The sequence below is a fragment of the Arthrobacter sp. Ha26 genome, assembly GCF_059091705.1.
Map to the genome: position 1 here is coordinate 21113 of NZ_JBNHGX010000003.1, position 20853 is coordinate 41965.

Sequence of the window (20853 nt, forward strand, 5' to 3'; positions counted from 1 at the left end):
GCGTCTATCACATTATCCAAAGGAGACACATCATGGCTTCTCAACGAGGAGAGTCGCTCGACAGCGTGAAGGCGCCGCGCAAGGGACTGGATAAATCCCATTACCTCTACATCGCCGTCATCGCCGCCGTCATCCTGGGCGCCGTCGTCGGCCTGCTCTTCCCCGAGGTGGGCAAATCCCTCAAGCCGCTTGGCGACGGGTTCATCAAGCTCATCAAGATGATGATCGCCCCCGTCATCTTCTGCACCATCGTCCTCGGCATCGGCTCCATCGCCAAGGCCGCAACCGTGGGCAAGGTGGGCGGCCTCGCGCTTGGCTACTTCATCGTTATGTCCACTTTCGCCCTAGCCATCGGCCTGGTGGTGGGCAACCTGATCCACCCCGGTGAGGGCCTGAAGCTCGCCCCCTACGATCCCAACAAGAAGGCGGCTACTGACAGCACGGTTGACTTCCTGCTCGGAATCATCCCCGGTGACGTCCCCGTCCTGCCCACCCTGCTCGCGGCCATCCTCGTCGGCTTCGCGCTGCAGAAGATGGGCCCGCAGGGTGCCCCGATCCTCAAGGCCATCGGCTACGGCCAGGCCCTCGTCTTCCGTATCCTGATCATGATCATGTGGCTTGCACCCGTGGGCGCCTTCGGTGCCATTGCCGCCGTCGTCGGCGCCACCGGCTTCCAGGCCATCGTGAGCATGTTCACCCTGATGCTTGCCTTCTACATCACTTGTGCACTGTTCATCGTGGTGATTCTCGGCGGCCTGCTCCAGGTGGTGTCCGGAGTCAACATCTTCAAGCTGATGCGGTACCTGGCCCGCGAATACCTCCTCATCTTCTCCACCTCATCCTCCGAGGCAGCACTGCCCCGACTGATCGCGAAGATGGAACACCTCGGCGTCTCCAAGCCGGTGGTCGGTGTCACGGTTCCTACCGGCTACTCCTTCAACCTCGACGGCACGGCGATCTACCTGACCATGGCGTCCCTGTTCGTCGCGAACGCCATGGGCACTCCGCTGGACCTCGGTGCCCAGATCTCCCTGCTGATCTTCATGATCATCGCTTCCAAGGGTGCTGCCGGCGTCACCGGCGCCGGCCTGGCTACCCTCGCTGCCGGCCTGCAGGCACACAAGCCCGAACTGCTCGGCGGGGTGGGCATGATCGTGGGCATCGACCGGTTTATGTCCGAGGCCCGCGCCCTGACCAACTTCACCGGCAACGCAGTGGCAACCGTCCTGATCGGCACTTGGGTCAAGGAAATTGACGGCGAACAGGTGGGCCGGGTGCTCTCCGGCGAGGAACCGTTCGATGAGGCAACCATGATGGCCCACCACCACGGCGAAATGGCACCAAAGGAAGAGGGCGCCAAGGCCGTCTCGGCCACCGCCTGATCCTTGTCCTCGGTACCCTTCAGAACCGCCTCCGGCACCGGCCGGGGGCGGTTCTGTACGTTGCCAGAACCTAAACCTTCGACCTCAGCTAGAGGGTAAAGGCTCAACATCCGCGGAAAGTCAAGTTGCCTCGAATACCGTGTCGAGCGCTGTAACCTTGGGAAGAAGCAGGAGCGTTGCTGGCCATCCCAGCGGCAGGAAATCACCGTCATCGAAAGTGTGGATAGATACGTGAGCAGCGAACAGGGTTCAGCAACTCTGGAGGGCACGGAATTCGATCTGGAAGACGCGGTGATGGGGCCCACCGGGCGCCCATACCGCGAGTTCCCGGAACCCGCGCCGCTGTCCTCCCACGGTCCGGCCCGCGTCATAGCCATGGTTAACCAAAAAGGCGGCGTTGGAAAGACCACTTCCACGATCAACCTCGCAGCCGCGCTCGCCGAATACGGCCGCCGGGTGCTCCTGGTGGACTTTGATCCCCAGGGCGCCCTGTCTGCAGGTTTGGGCGTCAACCCCCACGAACTGGACCTTACTGTCTACAACGTCCTGATGGACCGCAAAGTCGACATCCGGGACGCCATCCACCGGACGGGCGTGGAAAACGTCGATTTGCTGCCCGCCAACATCGACCTCTCGGCTGCCGAAGTGCAGTTGGTCAACGAGGTGGCGCGCGAGCAGGTGCTGGACCGGGCGCTCAAGAAAGTCGAAGACGACTACGACGTCGTCCTCATCGACTGCCAGCCTTCCCTCGGCCTCCTCACCGTCAACGCCCTGACCGCCGCGCACGGCGTCATCATCCCGCTGATCTGCGAGTTCTTTGCCCTGCGTGCCGTGGCCCTGCTGGTGGAAACCATCGACAAGGTCCAGGACCGGCTCAACCCCCGCCTGCAGGTGGACGGCGTGCTGGCCACCATGTACGACGCCCGCACTCTGCACAGCCGCGAAGTCATCGCCCGCCTGGTGGAAGCCTTCGGGGACAAAGTCTTCGAAACCGTCATCAAGCGCTCCATCAAGTTCGCCGACGCCACCGTGGCCGCCGAACCCATCACCAGCTACGCCGCGAACCATGTGGGGGCGGATGCCTACCGCAGGCTGGCCAAGGAACTGATTTCGCGCGGCGGCGCACCCTAGCCACGCCGTGGCCGAAACCAAGCCCGGCTTCGAGGTGCGGCTGGCCAACTTCACGGGTCCGTTCGACCTCCTCCTGGGGCTGATCGCCAAACACCAGCTGGACATCACCGAGGTGGCCATCGCCACCGTCACCGATGAGTTCATCAAGTACATCCGGAAGCTGCAGAAACTGGGCGAAGAATGGGCCCTGGATGAAGCCAGCGAGTTCCTGGTGATCGCTGCAACTCTGCTGGATCTCAAGGCGGCCCGGCTCCTGCCGGCCGGAGACGTCGAAGATGACGAGGATATCGCGCTGCTGGAGGCCAGGGACCTGCTCTTTGCCCGGTTGCTTCAGTACAAAGCCTTCAAGCAGGTGGCCGGCCTGTTGGGCGGGACCCTTCACCAGGAAGCCCTGCGCTTCCCGCGGCAGGTGGCGCTCGAGGAGCACTTTGCGGCGATGCTTCCCGAACTCGTCTGGAAACATACGCCGGAACAGTTTGCCCGCCTCGCGGAGGCCGCCCTGCGGCCGAAGACCCCGCAGCCAACGGAGGTGGGCCTCGCCCACCTTCACGGCGGGACGGTCAGCGTGAAGGAGCAGGCGGAAATCGTGGGCCTGCGGCTTCAGCTCGAATCGCCGCTGACGTTCCGGACCCTGATAGCCGACGCTGATTCCACCCTGGTGGTGGTGGCCCGGTTCCTTGCCCTGCTGGAACTGTTCCGGGACAAGGCAGTCTCCTTTGACCAGCTGTCGCCGCTGGGGGATCTGGCCGTGCACTGGACGGCCGGGAGCGGGGCCTGGTCCGCGGAGAACCTGAGCGAGGAATTTGAGGAGCAGCTGTGAATGAACATGCAACCGATGGCGCAGGCCTGGGGGAGCCGGACGTCGCAAGCCTGCCCGGCGGAGCCAAAGCCGCCCTTGAGGCAGTCCTGATGATTATCGACCAGCCGGCCACGGAGGAGGAGCTCGCTGCTGGCCTTGAGCTGACCGTGGATGTTGTCGGCGCCCTGCTGGCTGAACTTCAGCAGGAGTATAACGGCTATACTGTTAACGCCCCGGATATGGATTCAGCCAGCCCAGCTGGTTTTGGCTCCAGCCCCCGGGGTTTTGAATTGCGGAATGTCGCCGGTGGCTGGCGGATCTACTCACGCGCTGAATTCGCCCCCTTCGTGGGCAAATATGTGCTGGAGGGTCAGACGGCCAGGCTCACCCACGCTGCCCTGGAAACGCTCGCGGTGATCGCTTACCGCCAGCCGGTCTCCAGGGCCAGGGTGTCCGCAATCAGGGGAGTCAATGTGGACTCCGTCGTACGGACACTCGCCCAGCGCGGGCTTATCGAAGACTCGGGAACTGATCCCGAATCGGGGGCCATCCTTTACCGGACCACCTCGTACTTCCTGGAACGGATGGGAATCAGTTCAGTGGCCGAGCTGCCGCAGCTGTCCCCGCATCTTCCAGGACTGGACGGGATCGCGGAGTTCTACGACGCCGAAAGAACGTAGGCAGGGAACCAGCCCTGGCTGCGGCACGAGTACCTACAAGGGCAGATTATTTCTGCACGGCTGGCTAGGGTTGTCCTTGGACACCTTGCCGGTCAATATATCGAAGGACGGGTCATGACACAGGCGGGACGCCAGGGTTCACCACGTAACAGTTCGGGACGCAACAGCTCCGGACACAACAACACGCCGGGACGCAACACCTCCCAGGGCGGCAATTCCAGCGGTGGCTTCCGCGGCGGTCCGGCCAAGCGCGCCGGCGGGTTCGGCAGTGACCGGCCGCACCGTGCCCCGAAGCCGCGCGAAGAGCGTTTTATCGATCCGGACCAGGTTCCGGAGGCCAGGACCGGCGGGGCGGCGGAAGCACGGTCCGCCAAGCCTTCTTCGCGGAAGCCCGCAGTGCGAAAGCCGGGGGCCAAGAAAGCGCCCGGAACTCCCGGGGCACCCAAGCAGAAGCCGCGTACCGGAGCTCCGGGAGCGGCCGCTTCCCGGGCTTTCGGCAGTGAGCGTTTCGGCCAGAACCTCGGGCCGATCCGCAAGCCGTCACGCAAGAAGGGTCCGCGCGGCGACGTCCCCCAGTCCGAACTCCACGATGCCGACGGCGTGCGCCTGCAAAAGGTGATGGCGTCCGCCGGGGTGGCCTCGCGGCGCGTCTGCGAAGAGATGATTGCAGAAGGCCGGGTGGAAGTGGACGGCCAGGTGGTCACCGAACTCGGCGTCCGCGTCGATCCCAAGACCGCCGTCATCCATGTGGACGGCATCCGGATCCAGCTGGACGAAAACATGGTCTACATGGTGTTCAACAAGCCCAAGGGTGTTGTCTCCACCATGGAGGATCCCGAGGGCCGGCCCTGCATCAGCGACTTCCTCCGGAACCAGCACGGCGAACGCCTCTTCCACGTTGGCCGGCTCGACGTGGCCACCGAGGGGCTGCTCCTGCTGACCAACGACGGCGAGCTTGCCAACCGCCTGACCCATCCCTCCTACGAGGTGCCCAAGACGTACCTGGTGCAGGTCCGCGGCCCGTTCCCGCAGGGTATCGGTGCCCAGCTGAAGCAGGGGGTGGAGCTGGAGGACGGTTTTGCGTCCGTGGATTCCTTCCGGCTGGTGGACTCCACACCGGGGCACGTGCTGATCGAGGTTGTGCTGCACTCCGGCAAGAACCGCATCGTGCGCCGCCTGTTCGACGCCGTCGGATTCCCGGTCCTGCGGCTGGTGCGCGTCAAAGTGGGACCTATCGGCCTGGGCGACCAGCGCCAGGGAAGCATCCGTAACCTCGGCAAGCAGGAAGTCGGCCATCTGCTGGCATCCGTAGGGCTCTGACCATGTCCGCTTTCCAGAGCCAGGGCCGCGGGCACCTGGACGGTCCGGTGGTGGTCATCGGCACCGGGCTGCTCGGGACCAGCATCGGCCTGGGCCTGCGCGGGCGCGGCGTGCCGGTGTACCTCTCTGATCCGTCGCCCACCAACCAGGCTGTCGCCGTGGACATCGGGGCAGGCCAGCCGCTGGCTGCGCTTGCCGGTGCCGTGCCCCAGCTGGTGGTAGTTGCCGCCCCGCCGGATGTCACAGCTGATGTTGTGGCGAAGGCGCTGGCTGACTACCCCGAATCAGTGGTGGTGGACATTGCCAGCGTTAAGGCAGGGATCCTTGCGGCCTTGAGCAGCCGTGGCGTTGACCTCTCGCGCTACGTGGGTACCCATCCCATGGCGGGACGGGAGAAGTCCGGGCCGGTTGCTGCCCGCGGCGAGCTGTTCACGTCGATGCCCTGGGTGGTCTGCCCGTCGGATGAGACTTCCGGTGCCGCCCTCCAGGTGGCCCGCTCGCTGGCGTCAGACCTGGGGGCAGTCGTTTCACAGTTCACGGCTGATGAACATGATGAAGCCGTGGCTTTGGTTTCGCACCTGCCCCAGGTGATGTCGTCGCTGTTGGCCAGCCGGCTGCAGGGCACGCCCCTGCATGCGTTGTCCCTGGCAGGCAACGGGCTGCGGGACGTCACCCGCATTGCGGCCAGCGATCCTACCCTGTGGGTGCAGATCCTTGGGGGGAACGCGGCGAAGGTGGTGGAAATCCTCTATGGCGTGCGCGAGGACCTCAACCGGTTGATCGGGACACTGGAACAGCCGGCTGCGCCAGGGGCCCGGCTGGATCTCGCACAGCTGATCAGCGAGGGCAACGCGGGCCAGGCCAGGATCCCGGGCAAGCACGGCGGCCCCCCGCAGGCGTATTCGTGGCTCACGGTCCTGGTGGATGACAAACCGGGCCAGATCGCCCAGCTCCTCACCGAAATCGGTGAAATTGGGGTCAACGTTGAGGACCTGCGGCTGGACCATTCATCCGGCCAGAACGTGGGCATGGTGGAATTGTCTGTGTTGCCCAACAAGCATGACCACCTGATCGAAGCATTAAACGACCGCGGATGGCGGGTACTTCAGTAATGACACAGGAACTTCTTGACACCCTGCCGGCGCTCCGCGTCGGCAGGCCGCTGGTGGTTGCCATTGACGGGCCGTCCGGTTCCGGCAAGTCCAGCGTCAGCAAGGAAGTGGCGCGCCGGCTCCGCCTCGCCTACCTGGATACGGGTGCCATGTACCGGGCCCTCACCTGGTATTGCGTCACCAACGGCATTGACCTCGAAGACGCCGCATCCGTGGAGCAGGCCTCCCGCGACCTTGTCCTGGAACTGAGCACCAGCCCCAATGAGGAGTACGTCCGGGTGGACGGGGTGGACGTGACCGACGCCATCCGCGAACCCGCCATCTCCTCGGCAGTCAGTGCCGTGGCCACTACCTTGGGGGCCAGGACGGAGCTGATCCGGCGGCAGCGGGCCCTGATTGAAAAGCACCACCGCCGCATGGTGGTGGAAGGCAGGGACATCACCACCGTCGTCGCGCCCGGTGCAGAGGTCCGGATGCTGCTGACCGCCAGCGAGGAAGCCCGGCTCCGCCGCCGCGGCATCCAGCTTGGCGGAACACAGAACGCCGAACAGCTGGCCGCGCAGGTGACCCACCGCGATGCCAAGGATTCAACGGTGGTCAACTTCACGCAGGCCGCCTCCGGCGTGGTCACCCTGGACTCCTCGGACCTCGACTTCGACCAGACCGTTGCGGCCGCCCTGGTGATAGTGACCAAGGTCCTGAACCGTGACTGAACCGGCAGTGACTGAGCGGGCCGTGACTGAGCGGGCCGTGCCCGGCGCCGGGCCGGACCTCCCTTCCGGCTGGACGATGGCCTGGAGCAGGCCGGTGGGCTGGGCCCTGAACCACCTGGTCTACCGGACCTCAGTCACCGGACGGGAGAATGTTCCCACCGGTGGTCCGGTCATTTTTGCCGCCAACCACATCAGTTTCCTGGACGGACCGGTCATGTTCGGTGCCTCGCCGAGGCCCATGCACATCCTGGTCAAGCAGGAAATGTTCAAGGGTTTCCTGGGCCGGGTCCTCACAGCTTCCGGGCAGGTGCCGGTGGACCGCAGGGGAGACCGCGCAGCCCTGCAGCTTTGCAGGAAAGTGCTCGACGCCGGCCGTTGCGTGGGGATTCTTCCTGAAGGAACGCGGGGGAGCGGGGCAGCAGAAGACATCAACGGCGGCGTTGCCTGGCTGGCGCTGAACTCCGGGGCTCCGGTGGTGCCGGTTGCGATCCTCGGCACCCGCAGGGGAGATGAGCACCTTGATTCCGTACCGCGGCCGGGCAGGCGGTTCCACGTCAGCTTCGGGAACGCGCTGACCCTGGGCCGCAGGGCCGGGGAAAGCGGCCGTGCTTCAATGGACAGGGCGGCGCTGGAGATCCGGGACGCACTGTCAGGGCATGTGCAGGATTCCATCCAACTCACCGGGCAGCCGCTGCCGGCGGACCCCAATTCACAAAGACTTCAAGCAGTAGCCGGGACGCCGGCAGATGACCACTAAGGACAGTTCAATGAGCGACACCACCCAAACCTCCGGCCACCCAGGCGCCGGCGACGACGAATACACCCCCACGGGCACCGACCAGGTCGCGGAGCGGCTGGCGGCCATCGACGACGACGAAGCGGAGCTCCGCGCGGCGTCACTCCGGGCCGGCCTTGAGGACTACGACCTTGACGAGGACGACGCCGCGCTGCTCAGCGGCGAATTCGGCGACGAGGACTATGACGGCCCGGTCAAGCTTGACCCCGTCCTGGCCATCATCGGCCGGCCCAACGTGGGCAAGTCCACCCTGGTGAACCGCATCCTGGGCCGCCGCGAAGCAGTGGTGGAAGACACCCCCGGCGTCACCCGCGACCGCGTGATGTACTCCGCCCACTGGAACGGCCGCAACTTCACCCTGGTGGACACCGGCGGCTGGGAACACGACGCCCGCGGCATCCACGCCCGGGTAGCCGAGCAGGCAGAAATGGCCGTGGAGCTCGCGGACGCCGTCCTCTTCGTCGTTGATTCGGCCGTAGGCGCCACCGCCACCGATGAGGGCGTGATGAAGATGCTGCGCCGCAGCAAGAAGCCCGTCATCATGGTGGCCAACAAGGTTGACGACTTCGCACAGGAAGCCGACTCCGCTGCGCTCTGGGGCCTCGGTTTCGGCGAACCCTACCCGGTGTCCGCCCTGCACGGCCGCGGTGTGGCCGACCTGCTGGACCATGTCATGGATGTGCTTCCGGAGTTCTCCACCATCGAAGGCCTGGAGCGCTCCGGCGGCCCCCGCCGCATCGCGCTCATCGGCCGCCCCAACGTGGGCAAGTCCTCGCTGCTGAACAAGCTCGCCGGTACCGAGCGGGTAGTGGTGGACAACACTGCCGGGACCACCCGTGACCCCGTGGACGAATTCATCGAACTGGGCGGCCGGACCTGGCGGTTCGTTGACACGGCAGGCATCCGCCGCCGCCAGCACATGGCGCAGGGCGCGGATTTCTACGCCTCCTTGCGCACGCAGAGCGCGCTCGAAAAGGCGGAGGTCGCCGTCGTACTCCTCGCCGTGGACGAGGTCCTCAGCGAGCAGGACGTCCGGATCCTGCAGCTCGCCATCGAATCGGGCCGCGCCCTGGTGCTCGCGTTCAACAAGTGGGACCTGCTCGACGACGAACGCCGCCGCTACCTTGAGCGTGAAATCGAACAGGACCTTGCCCATGTGAACTGGGCTCCGCGGGTCAATATCTCGGCGAAAACCGGGTGGCACAAGGACCGTCTGGTTCCTGCCCTGGACGTAGCGCTGGAAAGCTGGGACAAGCGCATTGCCACCGGCCGGTTGAATGCCTTCCTGGGCGAGCTGGTGGCAGCCCACCCGCACCCCGTCCGGGGCGGCAAGCAGCCGCGCATCCTCTTCGGCACCCAGGCCTCCAGCCGGCCGCCGAAGTTTGTGCTCTTCACCACCGGCTTCCTGGATCCGGGATACCGGCGCTTCATCACCCGCCGGCTGCGGGAAACGTTTGGCTTCGAGGGCACGCCCATCGAGGTCAGCATGCGTGTCCGGGAAAAGCGCGGCAAGAAGCGTTAATTCCGACACACCGAGGGGCCGAACCCCGGAAAGTGTCACTGGCACCCTCCGGAATCGTGTAAGCTCTTCTAGGTGGTTCGGCCGGACTGCTGGTGGAAATCGCGGGGTTAGCCCCCGGATGAAGCGCAGCGGAGAACGGCGGAACTGACGGGCTGTAGCGCAGCTTGGTAGCGCACTTGACTGGGGGTCAAGGGGTCGCAGGTTCAAATCCTGTCAGCCCGACCAAAGAAGTGGAAGCACCGGAGAAATCCGGTGCTTCCACTTTTTTTGTTGGTCCTTTTGGTCAGTCCTGGCTTCGCCCCCTGTTCCGGCCATAACACCCTGGCGTTCGCGGGTGCTTTGTCCGGACGGGGGTGTCTTTGGGGGAACGAGCCATCATTTGAGGAACTTCGAGGTCCTGCGGTCCGCCAGGATCTTGCCCTTCGTCTGGCACGTGGGGCAGTACTGCAGTGCGGTATCGGCGAAGGAAACCTCCCGCACGGTGTCTCCGCACACTGGACACGCCAGGCCGGTCCGGGCGTGGACCCGCATGTGGCTGCGCTTAACGTCCTTCAGGTCCTTTGGGGGCTTGCCCCGCGCCTCCGCAAGGGCATCGCCCAGGACGCTGTGGATGCAGTCATAAAGCACCTGGACGGTTTCCCGGTCCAGCGACTTGGCCGTGGCGAAGGGCGAAATCCGCGCAGCATGCAGGATCTCGTCACTGTAGGCGTTCCCGATGCCGGCGATCACGCTCTGGCTCCTCAGGAGCCCCTTGATCTGCTGCGAACTGGCGCCGAGGATCTCGGCCAGCATGTCGGCGTCGAACGCTTCAGTGAAGGGATCCGGACCCAGGGTGGCGATGCCGGGAACGTCCTGCGGATCGCGCACCACGTAGACGGCCAGGCTCTTTTTGGTTCCGGCTTCTGTAAGGTCCATGCCGCGCGGGCCGTCAGCGCCCTGGAAAGTGAAGCGCGCCGCGATGTGGCCTTTACCCATCCGCAGCTGGGCATCGGTGGGGGAATCCGTAAAGCGCACCCACCCCGCCCGGGCCAGGTGGAACACCAGGGAAATCCCGCCCGTGTCGATGCTGACAAACTTGCCGAACCGCCGGACGCCCGTCACCGTCCGGCCCTCAAGGGCGTTGAATGGCGGATCAGCAGTCTTGAGCACGGCGAAGGAAACGATCTGCACCTTGGTCACCGAGGTTCCCTGCAGATGCTCGTCAAGAAAGTCAGCCAGGCCGGCCACCTCGGGGAGTTCGGGCATGGCTTACCCTGCGGCTTCCCGGGGCGGGGGAACAGTGCGTGCGCTCATGCGTCCCATCTTGTCAGAACCGCCCGCGAACGCCCCGGCACTTATGCCTATACTTTCAGCGGCGGCCTGTTTGGGCCCCGTTGACATTGGTGTTCGACCCGATGAAAGGCCCCTGATGAGCAACATTCCCGAAGAGCTGTCCTACACCGCCGAACACGAGTGGGTTTCTGCTCCCAATGCCGACGGCGTGGTGCGCGTGGGCATCACCGACTTCGCCCAGGACGCGCTAGGGGATGTTGTCTACGCCCAGATGCCAGAAGTAGGCACAAAGATTACGGCGAACGAAGTGGTGGGCGAAGTGGAGTCCACCAAGAGCGTCAGCGACATCTACGCCCCGGTCAGCGGCGAAGTGGTGGGCCGCAACGACTCCCTGGACACTGATTCAGCCCTGATCAACACCGATCCTTACGGCGACGGCTGGCTTATCGAAGTCAAACTGGCCGAACCGGATGCCGTCGAGTCTTTGCTCAGTGCATCGGAGTACGAACAACAGGTAGGCTAAAAGCTAACCGGTACATCCGGTTCGGCCGGATGCGCAGGCGGAACGTCTCCGCACGTCAGCGGCCGGATCGGGAGTCCGGTTCCGGACCTGCAGGGCAGGCCGGAAGGCAAACGTTGAATGCCGGCCCGAGGGCCGGATCGTCGAAGAGGAGGAGTCCATGGCTGGCCACACACACAACCCTGCCGATGGGGAATACGGCAATGGTGCGGCTAGGGCGTCGGAGACCACCTCGATCCATCTCACCCCGGTAACCGATGAACCCACCATCGCGCCCAAGCTGTCGTCCGAAGAGCGCAACTCAGTGGAGGCACTGCCTCCGGGGTCTGCGCTCCTCGTTGCGCACAGCGGCCCGAACGCCGGTGCCCGCTTCCTGCTCGACTCGGACGTCACCACCGCCGGCCGCCACCCCGACGCCGACATCTTCCTCGACGACGTCACCGTTTCCCGCCGCCATGTGGAGTTCCGGCGCACTGCCCGGAGCTTTGAAGTGGTGGACAAGAACAGCCTGAACGGCACGTACGTCAACCATGACCGTGTGGACAGCGTGGAGCTCAAGTCCGGCAGCGAAGTCCAGATCGGCAAGTTCCGCCTCACCTTCTACCTGAGCCCTGCCAGCGCTGCAGGCCGCGGCTGATCCGGGGACCGCTGCCTGTGGCAATGGCACAACCGGAACGTCGGGGACCCCAGGTCCTGAACATCGGCGAAGTCCTCGCCCAGCTCAGCGGTGACTTCCCGGGTATGACCGCGTCGAAGATCCGGTTCCTTGAGGAAAAGGGGCTGATTAATCCCCGGCGCACACCTGCGGGGTACCGGCAGTATTCCGACGGCGACGTGGAACGGCTGCGCTTTGTCCTGGCGTTGCAGCGGGACCAGTACCTGCCCCTGAAAGTCATCAAGGACTACCTCGATGCCATTGACAGGGGAGAACGTCCGGAAAACCTGCCGCCCGGCGTCGTGGTTTCCCCTCGAATCGTGTCCGACGAACTGGCGGCCGAACTGCAGAGCCGGGGGCGAAAGCTCACTGAGGAGCAGCTGCGCACGGAATCCGGCGCCAGTGTCCCGCTGCTCCAGGCCCTGTTGAGCTTTGGCCTGATCAGCCACACCAATGGACAGTTTGATGAGCACGCACTGCAGGTGGCCCGGGCATGCGTGCAGCTGGAAAGCCACGGGCTTGAGCCGCGCCACCTGCGTCCTTTCCAGGCCGCTGCCGAACGGGAGTTCGGGCTGGTGGAACGTGCTGTGGCGCCGCTTGCTTCGCGCAAGGACGCCGCGTCCCAGGCCCGCGCGGCGGAGGCTGCCCGCGAGATCAGCGACCTCTGCCTCACCCTGCACCGGGCTCTGGTGCAGGACCACATCTCACGCATGGACATCTGATGATTGAAGTCGAGATCGTAGGCGTTCGGATCGAACTGCCCTCCAACCAGCCGCTGGTCCTCCTGCGGGAGATGCACGGTGAACGGCACGTGCCCATCTGGATCGGCACCCCGGAAGCAAGCGCCATCGCCCTTGCCCAGCAGGGCGTGGTCCCGCCCCGGCCCATGACCCACGACCTCCTGGTGGACGTCGTTGAATCGCTGGGCCATTCCGTGGTCAGCGTGAACATCGTGGCGGTGGAGGACAACATTTTCTACGGCCAGCTGCAGTTTGAGAACGGCACAACCGTCAGCTCGCGCGCCTCGGATGCACTGGCCATCGCCCTGCGCGCCAAATGCCGCATCTGGTGCGCGGACTCGGTCATGGATGAAGCCGGCGTCAGGATCACGGAGCACGACGAGGGGGAGGACGCAGAGCCCGGTCCCACCGTTGACGAAGAGCGCGAACTGCGCCGTTTCCGCGAGTTCCTGGACGACGTTGAGCCCGAGGATTTCGACGGCTAAGGTCACGTTAAGGTTAAAGTTGAGGATGAATCTTTCGACACGCCTCTGCGAACGTGCCAACGTCTTTGACCTTGAGTCCCCGCAGGCCTAACGTCGAAGTATCAAGTTCCCATTGCTTACGGCAGCCGCGCAAGTCACACTGGAAGGTGCGTCCCGCGGAAATTACAGGCATGGTCTTCGTACCTGTTCCTGCCGCTGCAGTTAATGACGGGGGACTTATGACAAGGAGGATCCAGGTGAGTCCCAAAGGCGAAGCAGGCGGGCTGAAGCAGCCCACGGCTGGTGTTGCTGTGCCGGCGAGCGGTGCCCAGGGCCTCCTGTTCACCGAAGACCTTCCCGTCCTGGACGAGGACGCCGGATACCGCGGCCCCACCGCCTGCAAGGCTGCAGGCATTACCTACCGCCAGTTGGATTACTGGGCCCGCACCGGATTGGTTGAACCCGCCGTTCGCGGCGCCGCCGGCTCAGGCTCCCAGCGCCTTTACGGTTTCCGCGACATCCTGGTACTGAAGGTAGTCAAACGCCTGCTGGACACCGGCGTCTCGCTGCAGCAGATCCGCACGGCCGTAGAGCACCTGCGTGAGCGCGGCGTGGAAGACCTCGCCCAGATCACGTTGATGAGCGACGGCGCCAGCGTGTACGAATGCACTTCTGCAGACGAGGTCATTGATTTGGTGCAGGGCGGCCAGGGTGTTTTCGGCATCGCGGTGGGCCGCGTCTGGCGGGAAGTGGAAGGCAGCCTGGCGTCGCTTCCCAGTGAGCACGCTGCAGAGCAGTCCTTTCCCGACGACGAACTGAGCAAGCGCCGCGCTGCCCGCAAGATCAGCTGACCAACTAAAAAGGACGCCCTCCCCGTGGGAAGGCGGCCTTTTTGCTGCCTGCGGTGCGTGCCGCTCCTGGCAGCCGCCTAGCGGGCCCGGCTGCGCAGGGTGCTTCCCACGGCCATGAGGTTTGCCAGCAGCTCATCAAACAGGGCGGCAGCGGACTTCGCCGAGTCTCCCGGCCAGTGGTGCACGGGGTGGGCGGCGCCCTGGATCTGCTGCCAGTTCGCCTGCTCCGGAATCCTCGGGCTCAGCAGGAGTTCACCGAACATCGATTCCATTTCGGCCAGCCGGTAGCTGTGCTCGGAGGAGCCTGACCGCACACGGTTGGCGATGATGCCCGCAGGCGAAAGGTTGGGTGCGAACTCCTGCCGGAACAGCTGGATGGCCCGCATGGTCCGCTCGGTACCGGCCACCGAGAACAAACCCGGCTCGGCAACCAGGGCCACCTTGTCGCTCGCTGACCAGGCCATGCGGGTGAGGCCATTAAGGGACGGCGGGCAGTCGATCAGGACCAGCTGGTAGTCATCCGCGCCGGCCAGTACTGCAGAGAGCCGGCGGAGGTCGCGGCGGCTGAGGTCCGGCCGGTCGTAGATTCCGGTGTAGGCCGAGCCGATTGCCACGTCCAGGACGGCGGGGCCGGAGCCGTTGGAGTGTGCGCGCGCCGTCCAGCTGCTGCCCACCACGTTTTCTGCCAGCTTGGCGCGGCGGGGGCTCTTGAGCATCCTGCCGATGTCCAGCTGGTCGCCGGGCTGGACGCCCAGGGCAGTGGTCGCGTCGGCGTGCGGATCAAGATCCACCACCAGCGTGCGGACGCCTGCGGCAAGGGCGGCAGAGGCCAATCCTGTGGTGACGGAAGTCTTGCCGACTCCACCCTTGAGGCTGCTGATGCTGACTACTTGCACTTGAGAGACCAAAACCTAACGCCGGATGCCGTGTTGGGGGTAATGTTTGCTCCGGCAGCGCCGAAGCCGGACGGTCCTGCCGCCCTACTCATCATAAGTGGATGCGTCGGCGAATCCTGCTTTATCGGGCGTCGGCATGGCACCGACTGTGCTGCCCGGGCGGTTTCCGCCCAGGCCGGCGAAAGGGTGCGGGACATGACGGTGAAATCTGTGATGGTGGCCACAAAGATTTGTGTTTGTCCTTGTAGGTCCTAGACACTGTGACCACTCACCGATCCACCCGCAATGATGCAGGAGAAGTATGTTTTCCAAAGTTCTGGTGGCCAACCGCGGCGAAATCGCGATCAGGGCCTTCCGCGCCGGCTACGAGCTGGGCGCAAAGACGGTTGCCGTTTTCCCCCAAGAGGACAGGAACTCGATCCACCGCCAAAAGGCGGACGAGGCCTACCTGATTGGCGAAGAGGGCCATCCCGTCCGTGCCTACCTGGACGTTGCCGAAGTAGTGCGGGTTGCCAAGGAGTCCGGTGCGGACGCCATCTACCCCGGCTACGGGTTCCTCTCCGAAAACCCGGACCTGGCCCGCGCGGCCAAGGACGCGGGCATCACCTTTGTTGGCCCCCCGGCCGAAGTGCTGGAACTCGCAGGCAACAAAGTGGCGGCACTGAAGGCAGCCCGGGACGCCGGAGTGCCGGTCCTTAAGTCCAGTGAGCCGTCGAAGGACCTGGACGAGCTCATTGCGGCTGCCGATGAAATCGGCTTCCCCATTTTTGCCAAGGCCGTTGCCGGCGGCGGCGGACGCGGCATGCGCCGGGTGGACACCCGCGAAGCCCTGCCCGAGGCCTTGCAGTCCGCCATGCGCGAGGCCGACGCCGCCTTCGGCGATCCCACTATGTTCCTGGAGCAGGCAGTTCTGCGCCCCCGGCACATCGAGGTCCAGATCCTGGCCGATGCGCAGGGCAACGTCATGCACCTCTTCGAACGGGACTGCTCCATCCAGCGGCGCCACCAGAAAGTCATCGAGATTGCTCCCGCGCCCAACCTGGACGAGGGCATCAGGCAGGCGCTCTACCGAGACGCCGTCAAGTTTGCCAAGGCATTGAACTACGTCAACGCCGGTACGGTTGAGTTCCTGGTGGACACCGTTGGGGAGCGCGCCGGCCAGCACGTCTTCATCGAAATGAACCCCCGCATCCAGGTGGAACACACCGTTACGGAGGAAGTCACCGACGTTGACCTCGTCCAGGCGCAGATGCGCATCGCCGCCGGGGAGACCCTGGCGGATCTTGGCCTGTCCCAGGACACCGTGAGGCTGCGCGGCGCCGCCCTGCAGAGCCGCATCACCACGGAAGACCCGGCCAACGGCTTCCGCCCCGACGTCGGAAAGATCACCGGCTACCGCTCGGCCGGCGGTGCCGGGGTACGGCTCGACGGCGGCACTGTCTACTCGGGTGCCGAAATCAGCCCGCACTTCGACTCCATGCTGGTCAAGCTCACCTGCCGCGGCAGGGACTACCCGGCCGCCGTCGCCCGCGCACGCCGCGCCCTGGCGGAATTCCGTATCCGCGGCGTTTCCACCAACATCTCCTTCCTGCAGGCCGTGCTCGACGATCCCGACTTCATCGCCGGTGATGTGGCCACGTCCTTCATCGACGAGCGCCCCGAACTGCTTAAGGCCCGCGTCTCTGCCGACCGTGGCACCAAGCTCCTCACCTGGCTGGCGGATGTCACCGTCAACAAGCCCAACGGCGAGCTGACCGTCCACTCGAACCCAGCCGCCAAGCTCCCGTCCGTCAAGGACAAGCAGCCGGTGCCGGGCTCCCGGCAGAAACTCCTGGAGCTGGGACCGGAAGGCTTCGCAAGAGCGCTGCGTGAGCAGAATGCGGTGGCCGTCACGGACACCACTTTCCGCGACGCACACCAGTCGCTGCTGGCCACCCGCGTCCGCACCCGGGACCTTGTGGCGGCCGGCCCCGCCGTCACCGCCCTCCTGCCGGAACTGCTGTCCGTTGAGGCCTGGGGCGGGGCTACCTATGACGTTGCCCTGCGGTTCCTGGGCGAGGATCCGTGGGACCGGCTCGCTGCGCTGCGCCAGGCGCTTCCGAACGTCTGCCTGCAGATGCTCCTGCGCGGCCGCAACACGGTGGGATACACCCCTTACCCCGAAGAGGTCACCGAGGCCTTCGTTAACGAGGCCGCCGCGACGGGCATCGATATCTTCCGGATCTTCGACGCCTTGAACGATGTCAGCCAGATGGCGCCCGCCATCCGTGCTGTCCGGGCAACCGGCACCGCCGTCGCGGAGGTGGCGCTCTGCTACACCGGCGACATGCTGGACCCCAACGAGAAGCTCTACACCCTGGACTACTACCTGGAGCTCGCACAGAGGATCGTTGACGCCGGAGCCCACATCCTGGCGATCAAGGACATGGCCGGCCTGCTCCGCCCGGCTGCGGCGGCGAAACTCGTCTCGGCGCTGCGGGAACGCTTCGACCTACCGGTTCACCTGCACACCCATGACACGGCGGGAGGCCAGCTGGCCACCCTGCTGGCTGCCGTGGATGCCGGTGTCGACGCCGTGGATGTCGCCTCGGCGTCGCTGGCCGGAACAACCAGCCAGCCGTCCGCCTCGGCCCTGGTGGCGGCACTGGCACACACCCCGCGGGAGACCGGCCTCAGCCTTGAAGCCGTGAGCTCGCTGGAGCCGTACTGGGAAGCTGTACGCCGCGTCTACGCGCCGTTTGAGTCAGGCCTTCCGGGCCCCACAGGCCGCGTGTACCAGCACGAGATCCCTGGCGGCCAGCTCTCGAACCTCCGCCAGCAGGCAATGGCCCTGGGCCTGGGGGAGCGTTTCGAAGCGATCGAGGACATGTACACCGCCGCGGACCGGATCCTGGGCCACCTGGTCAAGGTCACTCCGTCCTCGAAGGTGGTGGGAGACCTCGCCCTGCACCTGGTAGGCCTGAACGCAGACCCGGCGGACTTCAACGAGAACCCGCAGAACTACGACATCCCGGACTCGGTCATCGGATTCCTGTCCGGCGAACTCGGCGATCCTCCGGGCGGCTGGCCCGAGCCTTTCCGCACCAAGGCCCTCCAGGGCCGGAGCGTGAAGGTCCGGGACGTGGAGCTCAGCGCGGAAGACAGCGCTGCGCTGAAGTCCGATTCCAAGACCCGCCAGCACACGCTGAACAGGCTGCTCTTCGACGGCCCCACCAAGGACTACCTGAAGAGCGTGGAGACCTACGGCAACATTTCGGTCCTGGACACGCGTGACTACCTCTACGGCCTCCAGCGCGGCCAGGAGCACGAAATCCAGCTGGAGAAGGGTGTGCGGCTGATCGCGTCCCTCGAAGCCGTGTCCGAGCCGGACGAAAAGGGCATGCGCACCGTCATGTGCACCTTGAACGGGCAGTCCCGCCCGGTGGTGGTCCGTGACCGTTCCGTGGTCAGCAACGTCAAGGCAGCCGAAAAGGCGGATCCAGCCCAGCCCGGTCACGTGGCAGCCCCGTTCGCTGGTGCCGTCACGGTCACCGCCAAGCCCGGCGACGAGGTCAAGGCGGGCGACACCGTAGCAACCATCGAGGCGATGAAGATGGAGGCGTCCATCACGACGCCGGTAGCCGGCAAGGTTTCCCGGCTCGCCATCTCCGCGGTAGAGCAGGTCCAGGGTGGTGACCTGCTGCTGGTAGTGGAGCAGTAACCAGCCGTCACGAAAACGAAAGGGCCCTCCCGCTGAAGTTCAGCGGGAGGGCCCTTTCGGTGTCGCCTTATAAATCGGGCTTCGGCAGGGACAGGCCCCAGTCCTCTGCGTGCTATTCCCCGCGCCCTGCTAAGGCCGCTTCGCGGCGAGCAGGGGCACGGGGCCCCTTTTACGCACGCTGCCGGACCGGTGCCTGTCCCACACGGGGAGGCCGACACGCTGCCGGACCAGGCCTGCCTGATATTGGTGCTTGGCTTCGAAGGTGTTGCCGCTGGACCGCCTCGCCCGCGGGCGTTACGAGCGGGGTGCTGAGTACATCTCCTCGATGACGTTTTCGAAGTCCTTCATGACCTGGGCGCGCTTGACCTTCATGGACGGGGTCAGGTGCCCGGATGCTTCGGTAAAGTCGGCCGGCACGATCCGGAACGACTTGATCGCTTCTGCTTGCGACACTGACGTGTTGGCCGCGGTGATCAGGTCCTGCACCGCTGCCTTGACCAGGGAATTGTTGGCCGCCTCGTCCAAGGACGTGGTGGCGGGCAGGCCGTGGCGCTGCAGCCAGCCGGGCAGGGCTTCCTGGTCCAGGGTGACGAGGGCTCCGATAAAGGGCCTGTTGTCTCCCACCACCAGCACCTGGGAGACCAGCGCGTCGGCGCGGATCTGGTCCTCCAGCAGCGCGGGGATCACGTTCTTGCCGCCGGCGGTGACAATGATCTCCTTCTTGCGGCCGGTGATCCAGACGAAGCCGTCCTCGTCGATGCGGCCGACGTCGCCGGTACGGAACCAGCCGTCGTCGAACGTCTCACTGGTGAGGTCTTCGCGCTTGTAGTAGCCCCGCATTACGCAGATTCCCTTGGCCAGGATCTCGCCGTCCCCGGCGATCCTGACCGCGTTGCCCGGCAGCGGTTTGCCCACGGACCCGATCTTGATCAGCGATGGGGTGTTGACCGAAATGGGGGCCGTGGTCTCGGTAAGGCCGTAACCCTCCAGAACCTGCAGGCCGATGCCCTGGAAGAAGTGTCCCAGTCGTTCACCCAGCGGCCCCCCGCCGGAAACCGCGTGGGCAACGTGGCCGCCCATCGCAGCCCGCAGCTTGCCATACACGAGTTTGTCGAAGACGGCGTGGCGCAGCTTCAGCCCCAGGCCCACCCGCCCGTTCTGGCGTGCTTTTGAGAAGGCGATGGCGGTATCGGCGGCGCGGTGGAAGATGGCTCCCTTGCCGCCGTCCTCGGCCTTGGTCAGTGCCGAGTTGTAGACCTTTTCGAACACCCGGGGCACTGCGAGGATGAAGGTGGGCTCGTAGCTCTGCAGATCGGAGAGCAGGTTCTTGATGTCCGGCGTGTGGGCCACGGTGGTCCCGGCGGCCATGGCCAGGACGGAGATGAAACGCGCGAAAACGTGGGCCAACGGCAGGAACATGATGGTCTTGGCGTTCTCGTGGACGATCTCGCCGATGATGGCTAGGGCGTTCTCCGAGAGTTCGACGAAGTTTCCATGCGTGAGCTCGCAGCCCTTGGGCCGTCCCGTGGTGCCGGAGGTGTAGATGATGGTGGCGATATCGTCCAGGCTGGCTGAGCTGCGCCGTGCCTCCAGTTCGGCGTCCCCCACACCGCGGCCGGTTTCGCGGAGGGCATCCAGCCCCTGGCCTTCGAGCTGCCAAACATGCTGCAGGGCGGTGAGGTCCTCGGCATTCACCGCCTGGCGGATCACGTTCTCGTGGTGGGCGGATTCACCGAACGCTGCCACTGCGCCGGAATCCCCGAGGTTCCAGGCCACCTGGGAAGGGGAGGACGTCTCGTAGATGGGAACCGACACCGCTCCGGCAAACCAGATGGCAAAGTCCACCAGGGCCCATTCGTAACGGGTCCGGGACATGATCCCCACGCGGTCGCCCGCGGCCACGCCGCTGGCCATCAACCCCTTGGCGAGGGCCCTGACATCGGCGAGGAAATCCGTGGCGGAAACGTCCTGCCAGGATCCGGCGGAGTCCAGTCGCGAAAACAGTGAGGGGTTGCTGGGCTTGGCGGCCTGCCGCAGTACCAGGTCCGTGATGTTGGTTTCCGGCGGGACAACAACAAGAGGCGGAACACTGAATTCGCGCACTATAGCTCCTTTGATATCCGAAGACCCGGGGCGGGGTATGCCTAAAGACTAGTACGCCTGTACCGGGCCGTGCAGTAACTAAACCTACTGGCCGGTAACTTAGCCGTCAATGCCGGTGGCGGGGACATGCTGGCCCCGCAGCCGCCTGCCTGTAAGGCGCCCGCCTAGAATGGTTGACTATGTATGCACCGCCTCCC

18 protein-coding genes and 1 tRNA gene are annotated in these 20853 nt (G+C 65.2%); 16 read left to right on the top strand and 3 right to left on the bottom strand.

Going from position 1 to position 20853, the window contains the following annotated elements; translation table 11 throughout:
* Nucleotides 1-32 precede the first annotated feature (32 nt).
* The 10 genes from AC5RVY_RS08620 to AC5RVY_RS08665 all read left to right on the top strand — a co-directional run bounded on the left by AC5RVY_RS08620 (nucleotide 33) and on the right by AC5RVY_RS08665 (nucleotide 9680).
* A complete protein-coding gene (locus AC5RVY_RS08620; RefSeq protein WP_493954308.1) occupies nucleotides 33-1382 on the top strand; it encodes a cation:dicarboxylate symporter family transporter in 1350 nt (449 codons plus the stop codon).
* A gap of 231 nt (nucleotides 1383-1613) precedes the next feature.
* Complete coding sequence (locus AC5RVY_RS08625; protein ID WP_493954309.1) at nucleotides 1614-2513, top strand: ParA family protein; 900 nt, start codon at nucleotides 1614-1616, stop codon at nucleotides 2511-2513.
* Nucleotides 2514-2520: 7 nt separating this feature from the next.
* The gene (locus AC5RVY_RS08630; protein WP_493954310.1) at nucleotides 2521-3333 is read left to right on the top strand and encodes a segregation and condensation protein A; all 813 of its coding nucleotides are present in this window, start codon (nucleotides 2521-2523) and stop codon (nucleotides 3331-3333) included.
* Complete coding sequence (scpB, locus tag AC5RVY_RS08635; protein ID WP_493954311.1) at nucleotides 3330-3992, top strand: SMC-Scp complex subunit ScpB; 663 nt, start codon at nucleotides 3330-3332, stop codon at nucleotides 3990-3992. The genes AC5RVY_RS08630 and scpB overlap by 4 nt, the downstream gene beginning before the upstream one ends.
* Before the next feature lie 114 nt (nucleotides 3993-4106).
* Nucleotides 4107-5312: a pseudouridine synthase gene (locus AC5RVY_RS08640; RefSeq protein WP_493954312.1), complete on the top strand. Its 1206-nt coding sequence runs from the start codon at nucleotides 4107-4109 to the stop codon at nucleotides 5310-5312.
* Between the two features lie 2 nt (nucleotides 5313-5314).
* The gene (locus AC5RVY_RS08645; RefSeq protein WP_493954313.1) at nucleotides 5315-6424 is read left to right on the top strand and encodes a prephenate dehydrogenase; all 1110 of its coding nucleotides are present in this window, start codon (nucleotides 5315-5317) and stop codon (nucleotides 6422-6424) included.
* Nucleotides 6424-7137: a (d)CMP kinase gene (gene cmk / locus AC5RVY_RS08650; protein WP_493954314.1), complete on the top strand. Its 714-nt coding sequence runs from the start codon at nucleotides 6424-6426 to the stop codon at nucleotides 7135-7137. The genes AC5RVY_RS08645 and cmk overlap by 1 nt, the downstream gene beginning before the upstream one ends.
* A gap of 76 nt (nucleotides 7138-7213) precedes the next feature.
* Nucleotides 7214-7894 carry a lysophospholipid acyltransferase family protein gene (locus AC5RVY_RS08655; RefSeq protein WP_493954692.1) on the top strand — a complete coding sequence of 227 codons (681 nt, stop codon included), beginning with the start codon at nucleotides 7214-7216 and terminating at the stop codon, nucleotides 7892-7894.
* 10 nt (nucleotides 7895-7904) lie between these two features.
* Nucleotides 7905-9455: a ribosome biogenesis GTPase Der gene (der, locus tag AC5RVY_RS08660; RefSeq protein WP_493954315.1), complete on the top strand. Its 1551-nt coding sequence runs from the start codon at nucleotides 7905-7907 to the stop codon at nucleotides 9453-9455.
* Between the two features lie 148 nt (nucleotides 9456-9603).
* A tRNA-Pro gene (locus tag AC5RVY_RS08665) sits at nucleotides 9604-9680 on the top strand.
* A 150-nt stretch (nucleotides 9681-9830) separates the two neighbouring features.
* Here AC5RVY_RS08665 and AC5RVY_RS08670 read toward each other — a convergent pair.
* Nucleotides 9831-10700 (bottom strand): Fpg/Nei family DNA glycosylase, encoded by an 870-nt coding sequence (locus tag AC5RVY_RS08670; RefSeq protein ID WP_493954316.1) that lies wholly within the window; start codon nucleotides 10698-10700, stop codon nucleotides 9831-9833.
* A gap of 163 nt (nucleotides 10701-10863) precedes the next feature.
* Between AC5RVY_RS08670 and gcvH the strand changes: the two genes are divergently transcribed.
* The 5 genes from gcvH (at nucleotide 10864) to AC5RVY_RS08695 (ending at nucleotide 13957) form a co-directional block, all read left to right on the top strand.
* Complete coding sequence (gene gcvH, locus AC5RVY_RS08675; RefSeq protein WP_493954317.1) at nucleotides 10864-11250, top strand: glycine cleavage system protein GcvH; 387 nt, start codon at nucleotides 10864-10866, stop codon at nucleotides 11248-11250.
* A gap of 157 nt (nucleotides 11251-11407) precedes the next feature.
* Entirely contained in the window at nucleotides 11408-11884 is a 477-nt protein-coding gene (locus AC5RVY_RS08680) for an FHA domain-containing protein (RefSeq protein WP_493954318.1), read from the top strand.
* Between the two features lie 23 nt (nucleotides 11885-11907).
* Nucleotides 11908-12624, top strand: coding sequence for a transcriptional regulator FtsR (ftsR, locus tag AC5RVY_RS08685; RefSeq protein ID WP_050055550.1), 717 nt, complete (start codon nucleotides 11908-11910; stop codon nucleotides 12622-12624).
* The gene (locus AC5RVY_RS08690) at nucleotides 12624-13127 is read left to right on the top strand and encodes a bifunctional nuclease family protein (RefSeq protein WP_190988956.1); all 504 of its coding nucleotides are present in this window, start codon (nucleotides 12624-12626) and stop codon (nucleotides 13125-13127) included. Before ftsR ends, AC5RVY_RS08690 begins: the two co-directional genes overlap by 1 nt.
* Nucleotides 13128-13363: 236 nt before the next feature.
* Nucleotides 13364-13957: a MerR family transcriptional regulator gene (locus AC5RVY_RS08695; RefSeq protein ID WP_009358601.1), complete on the top strand. Its 594-nt coding sequence runs from the start codon at nucleotides 13364-13366 to the stop codon at nucleotides 13955-13957.
* A gap of 77 nt (nucleotides 13958-14034) precedes the next feature.
* On the opposite strand, the gene AC5RVY_RS08700 is transcribed toward AC5RVY_RS08695, so the two are convergent.
* Nucleotides 14035-14853 (bottom strand): ParA family protein, encoded by an 819-nt coding sequence (locus AC5RVY_RS08700; RefSeq protein WP_493954319.1) that lies wholly within the window; start codon nucleotides 14851-14853, stop codon nucleotides 14035-14037.
* A gap of 301 nt (nucleotides 14854-15154) precedes the next feature.
* Here AC5RVY_RS08700 and AC5RVY_RS08705 point away from each other — a divergent pair, with 301 nt between their 5' ends.
* A complete protein-coding gene (locus tag AC5RVY_RS08705) occupies nucleotides 15155-18553 on the top strand; it encodes a pyruvate carboxylase (RefSeq protein WP_493954320.1) in 3399 nt (1132 codons plus the stop codon).
* Between the two features lie 294 nt (nucleotides 18554-18847).
* Here the strand turns inward: AC5RVY_RS08705 and AC5RVY_RS08710 are convergent, their stop codons facing one another.
* Entirely contained in the window at nucleotides 18848-20656 is a 1809-nt protein-coding gene (locus AC5RVY_RS08710) for an AMP-dependent synthetase/ligase (protein WP_493954321.1), read from the bottom strand.
* Nucleotides 20657-20853: the final 197 nt, after the last annotated feature.

Bases quoted from the DNA above. Each gene is read 5' to 3' on its own strand.
- AC5RVY_RS08620 (WP_493954308.1), top strand. From the start codon at position 33: ATGGCTTCTCAACGAGGAGAGTCGCTCGACAGCGTGAAGGCGCCGCGC.
- AC5RVY_RS08640 (WP_493954312.1), top strand. From the start codon at position 4,107: ATGACACAGGCGGGACGCCAGGGTTCACCACGTAACAGTTCGGGACGC.
- AC5RVY_RS08645 (WP_493954313.1), top strand. From the start codon at position 5,315: ATGTCCGCTTTCCAGAGCCAGGGCCGCGGGCACCTGGACGGTCCGGTG.
- cmk (WP_493954314.1), top strand. From the start codon at position 6,424: ATGACACAGGAACTTCTTGACACCCTGCCGGCGCTCCGCGTCGGCAGG.
- AC5RVY_RS08655 (WP_493954692.1), top strand. From the start codon at position 7,214: ATGGCCTGGAGCAGGCCGGTGGGCTGGGCCCTGAACCACCTGGTCTAC.
- der (WP_493954315.1), top strand. From the start codon at position 7,905: ATGAGCGACACCACCCAAACCTCCGGCCACCCAGGCGCCGGCGACGAC.
- AC5RVY_RS08670 (WP_493954316.1), bottom strand. From the start codon at position 10,700: ATGCCCGAACTCCCCGAGGTGGCCGGCCTGGCTGACTTTCTTGACGAG.
- gcvH (WP_493954317.1), top strand. From the start codon at position 10,864: ATGAGCAACATTCCCGAAGAGCTGTCCTACACCGCCGAACACGAGTGG.
- AC5RVY_RS08680 (WP_493954318.1), top strand. From the start codon at position 11,408: ATGGCTGGCCACACACACAACCCTGCCGATGGGGAATACGGCAATGGT.
- ftsR (WP_050055550.1), top strand. From the start codon at position 11,908: ATGGCACAACCGGAACGTCGGGGACCCCAGGTCCTGAACATCGGCGAA.
- AC5RVY_RS08690 (WP_190988956.1), top strand. From the start codon at position 12,624: ATGATTGAAGTCGAGATCGTAGGCGTTCGGATCGAACTGCCCTCCAAC.
- AC5RVY_RS08705 (WP_493954320.1), top strand. From the start codon at position 15,155: ATGTTTTCCAAAGTTCTGGTGGCCAACCGCGGCGAAATCGCGATCAGG.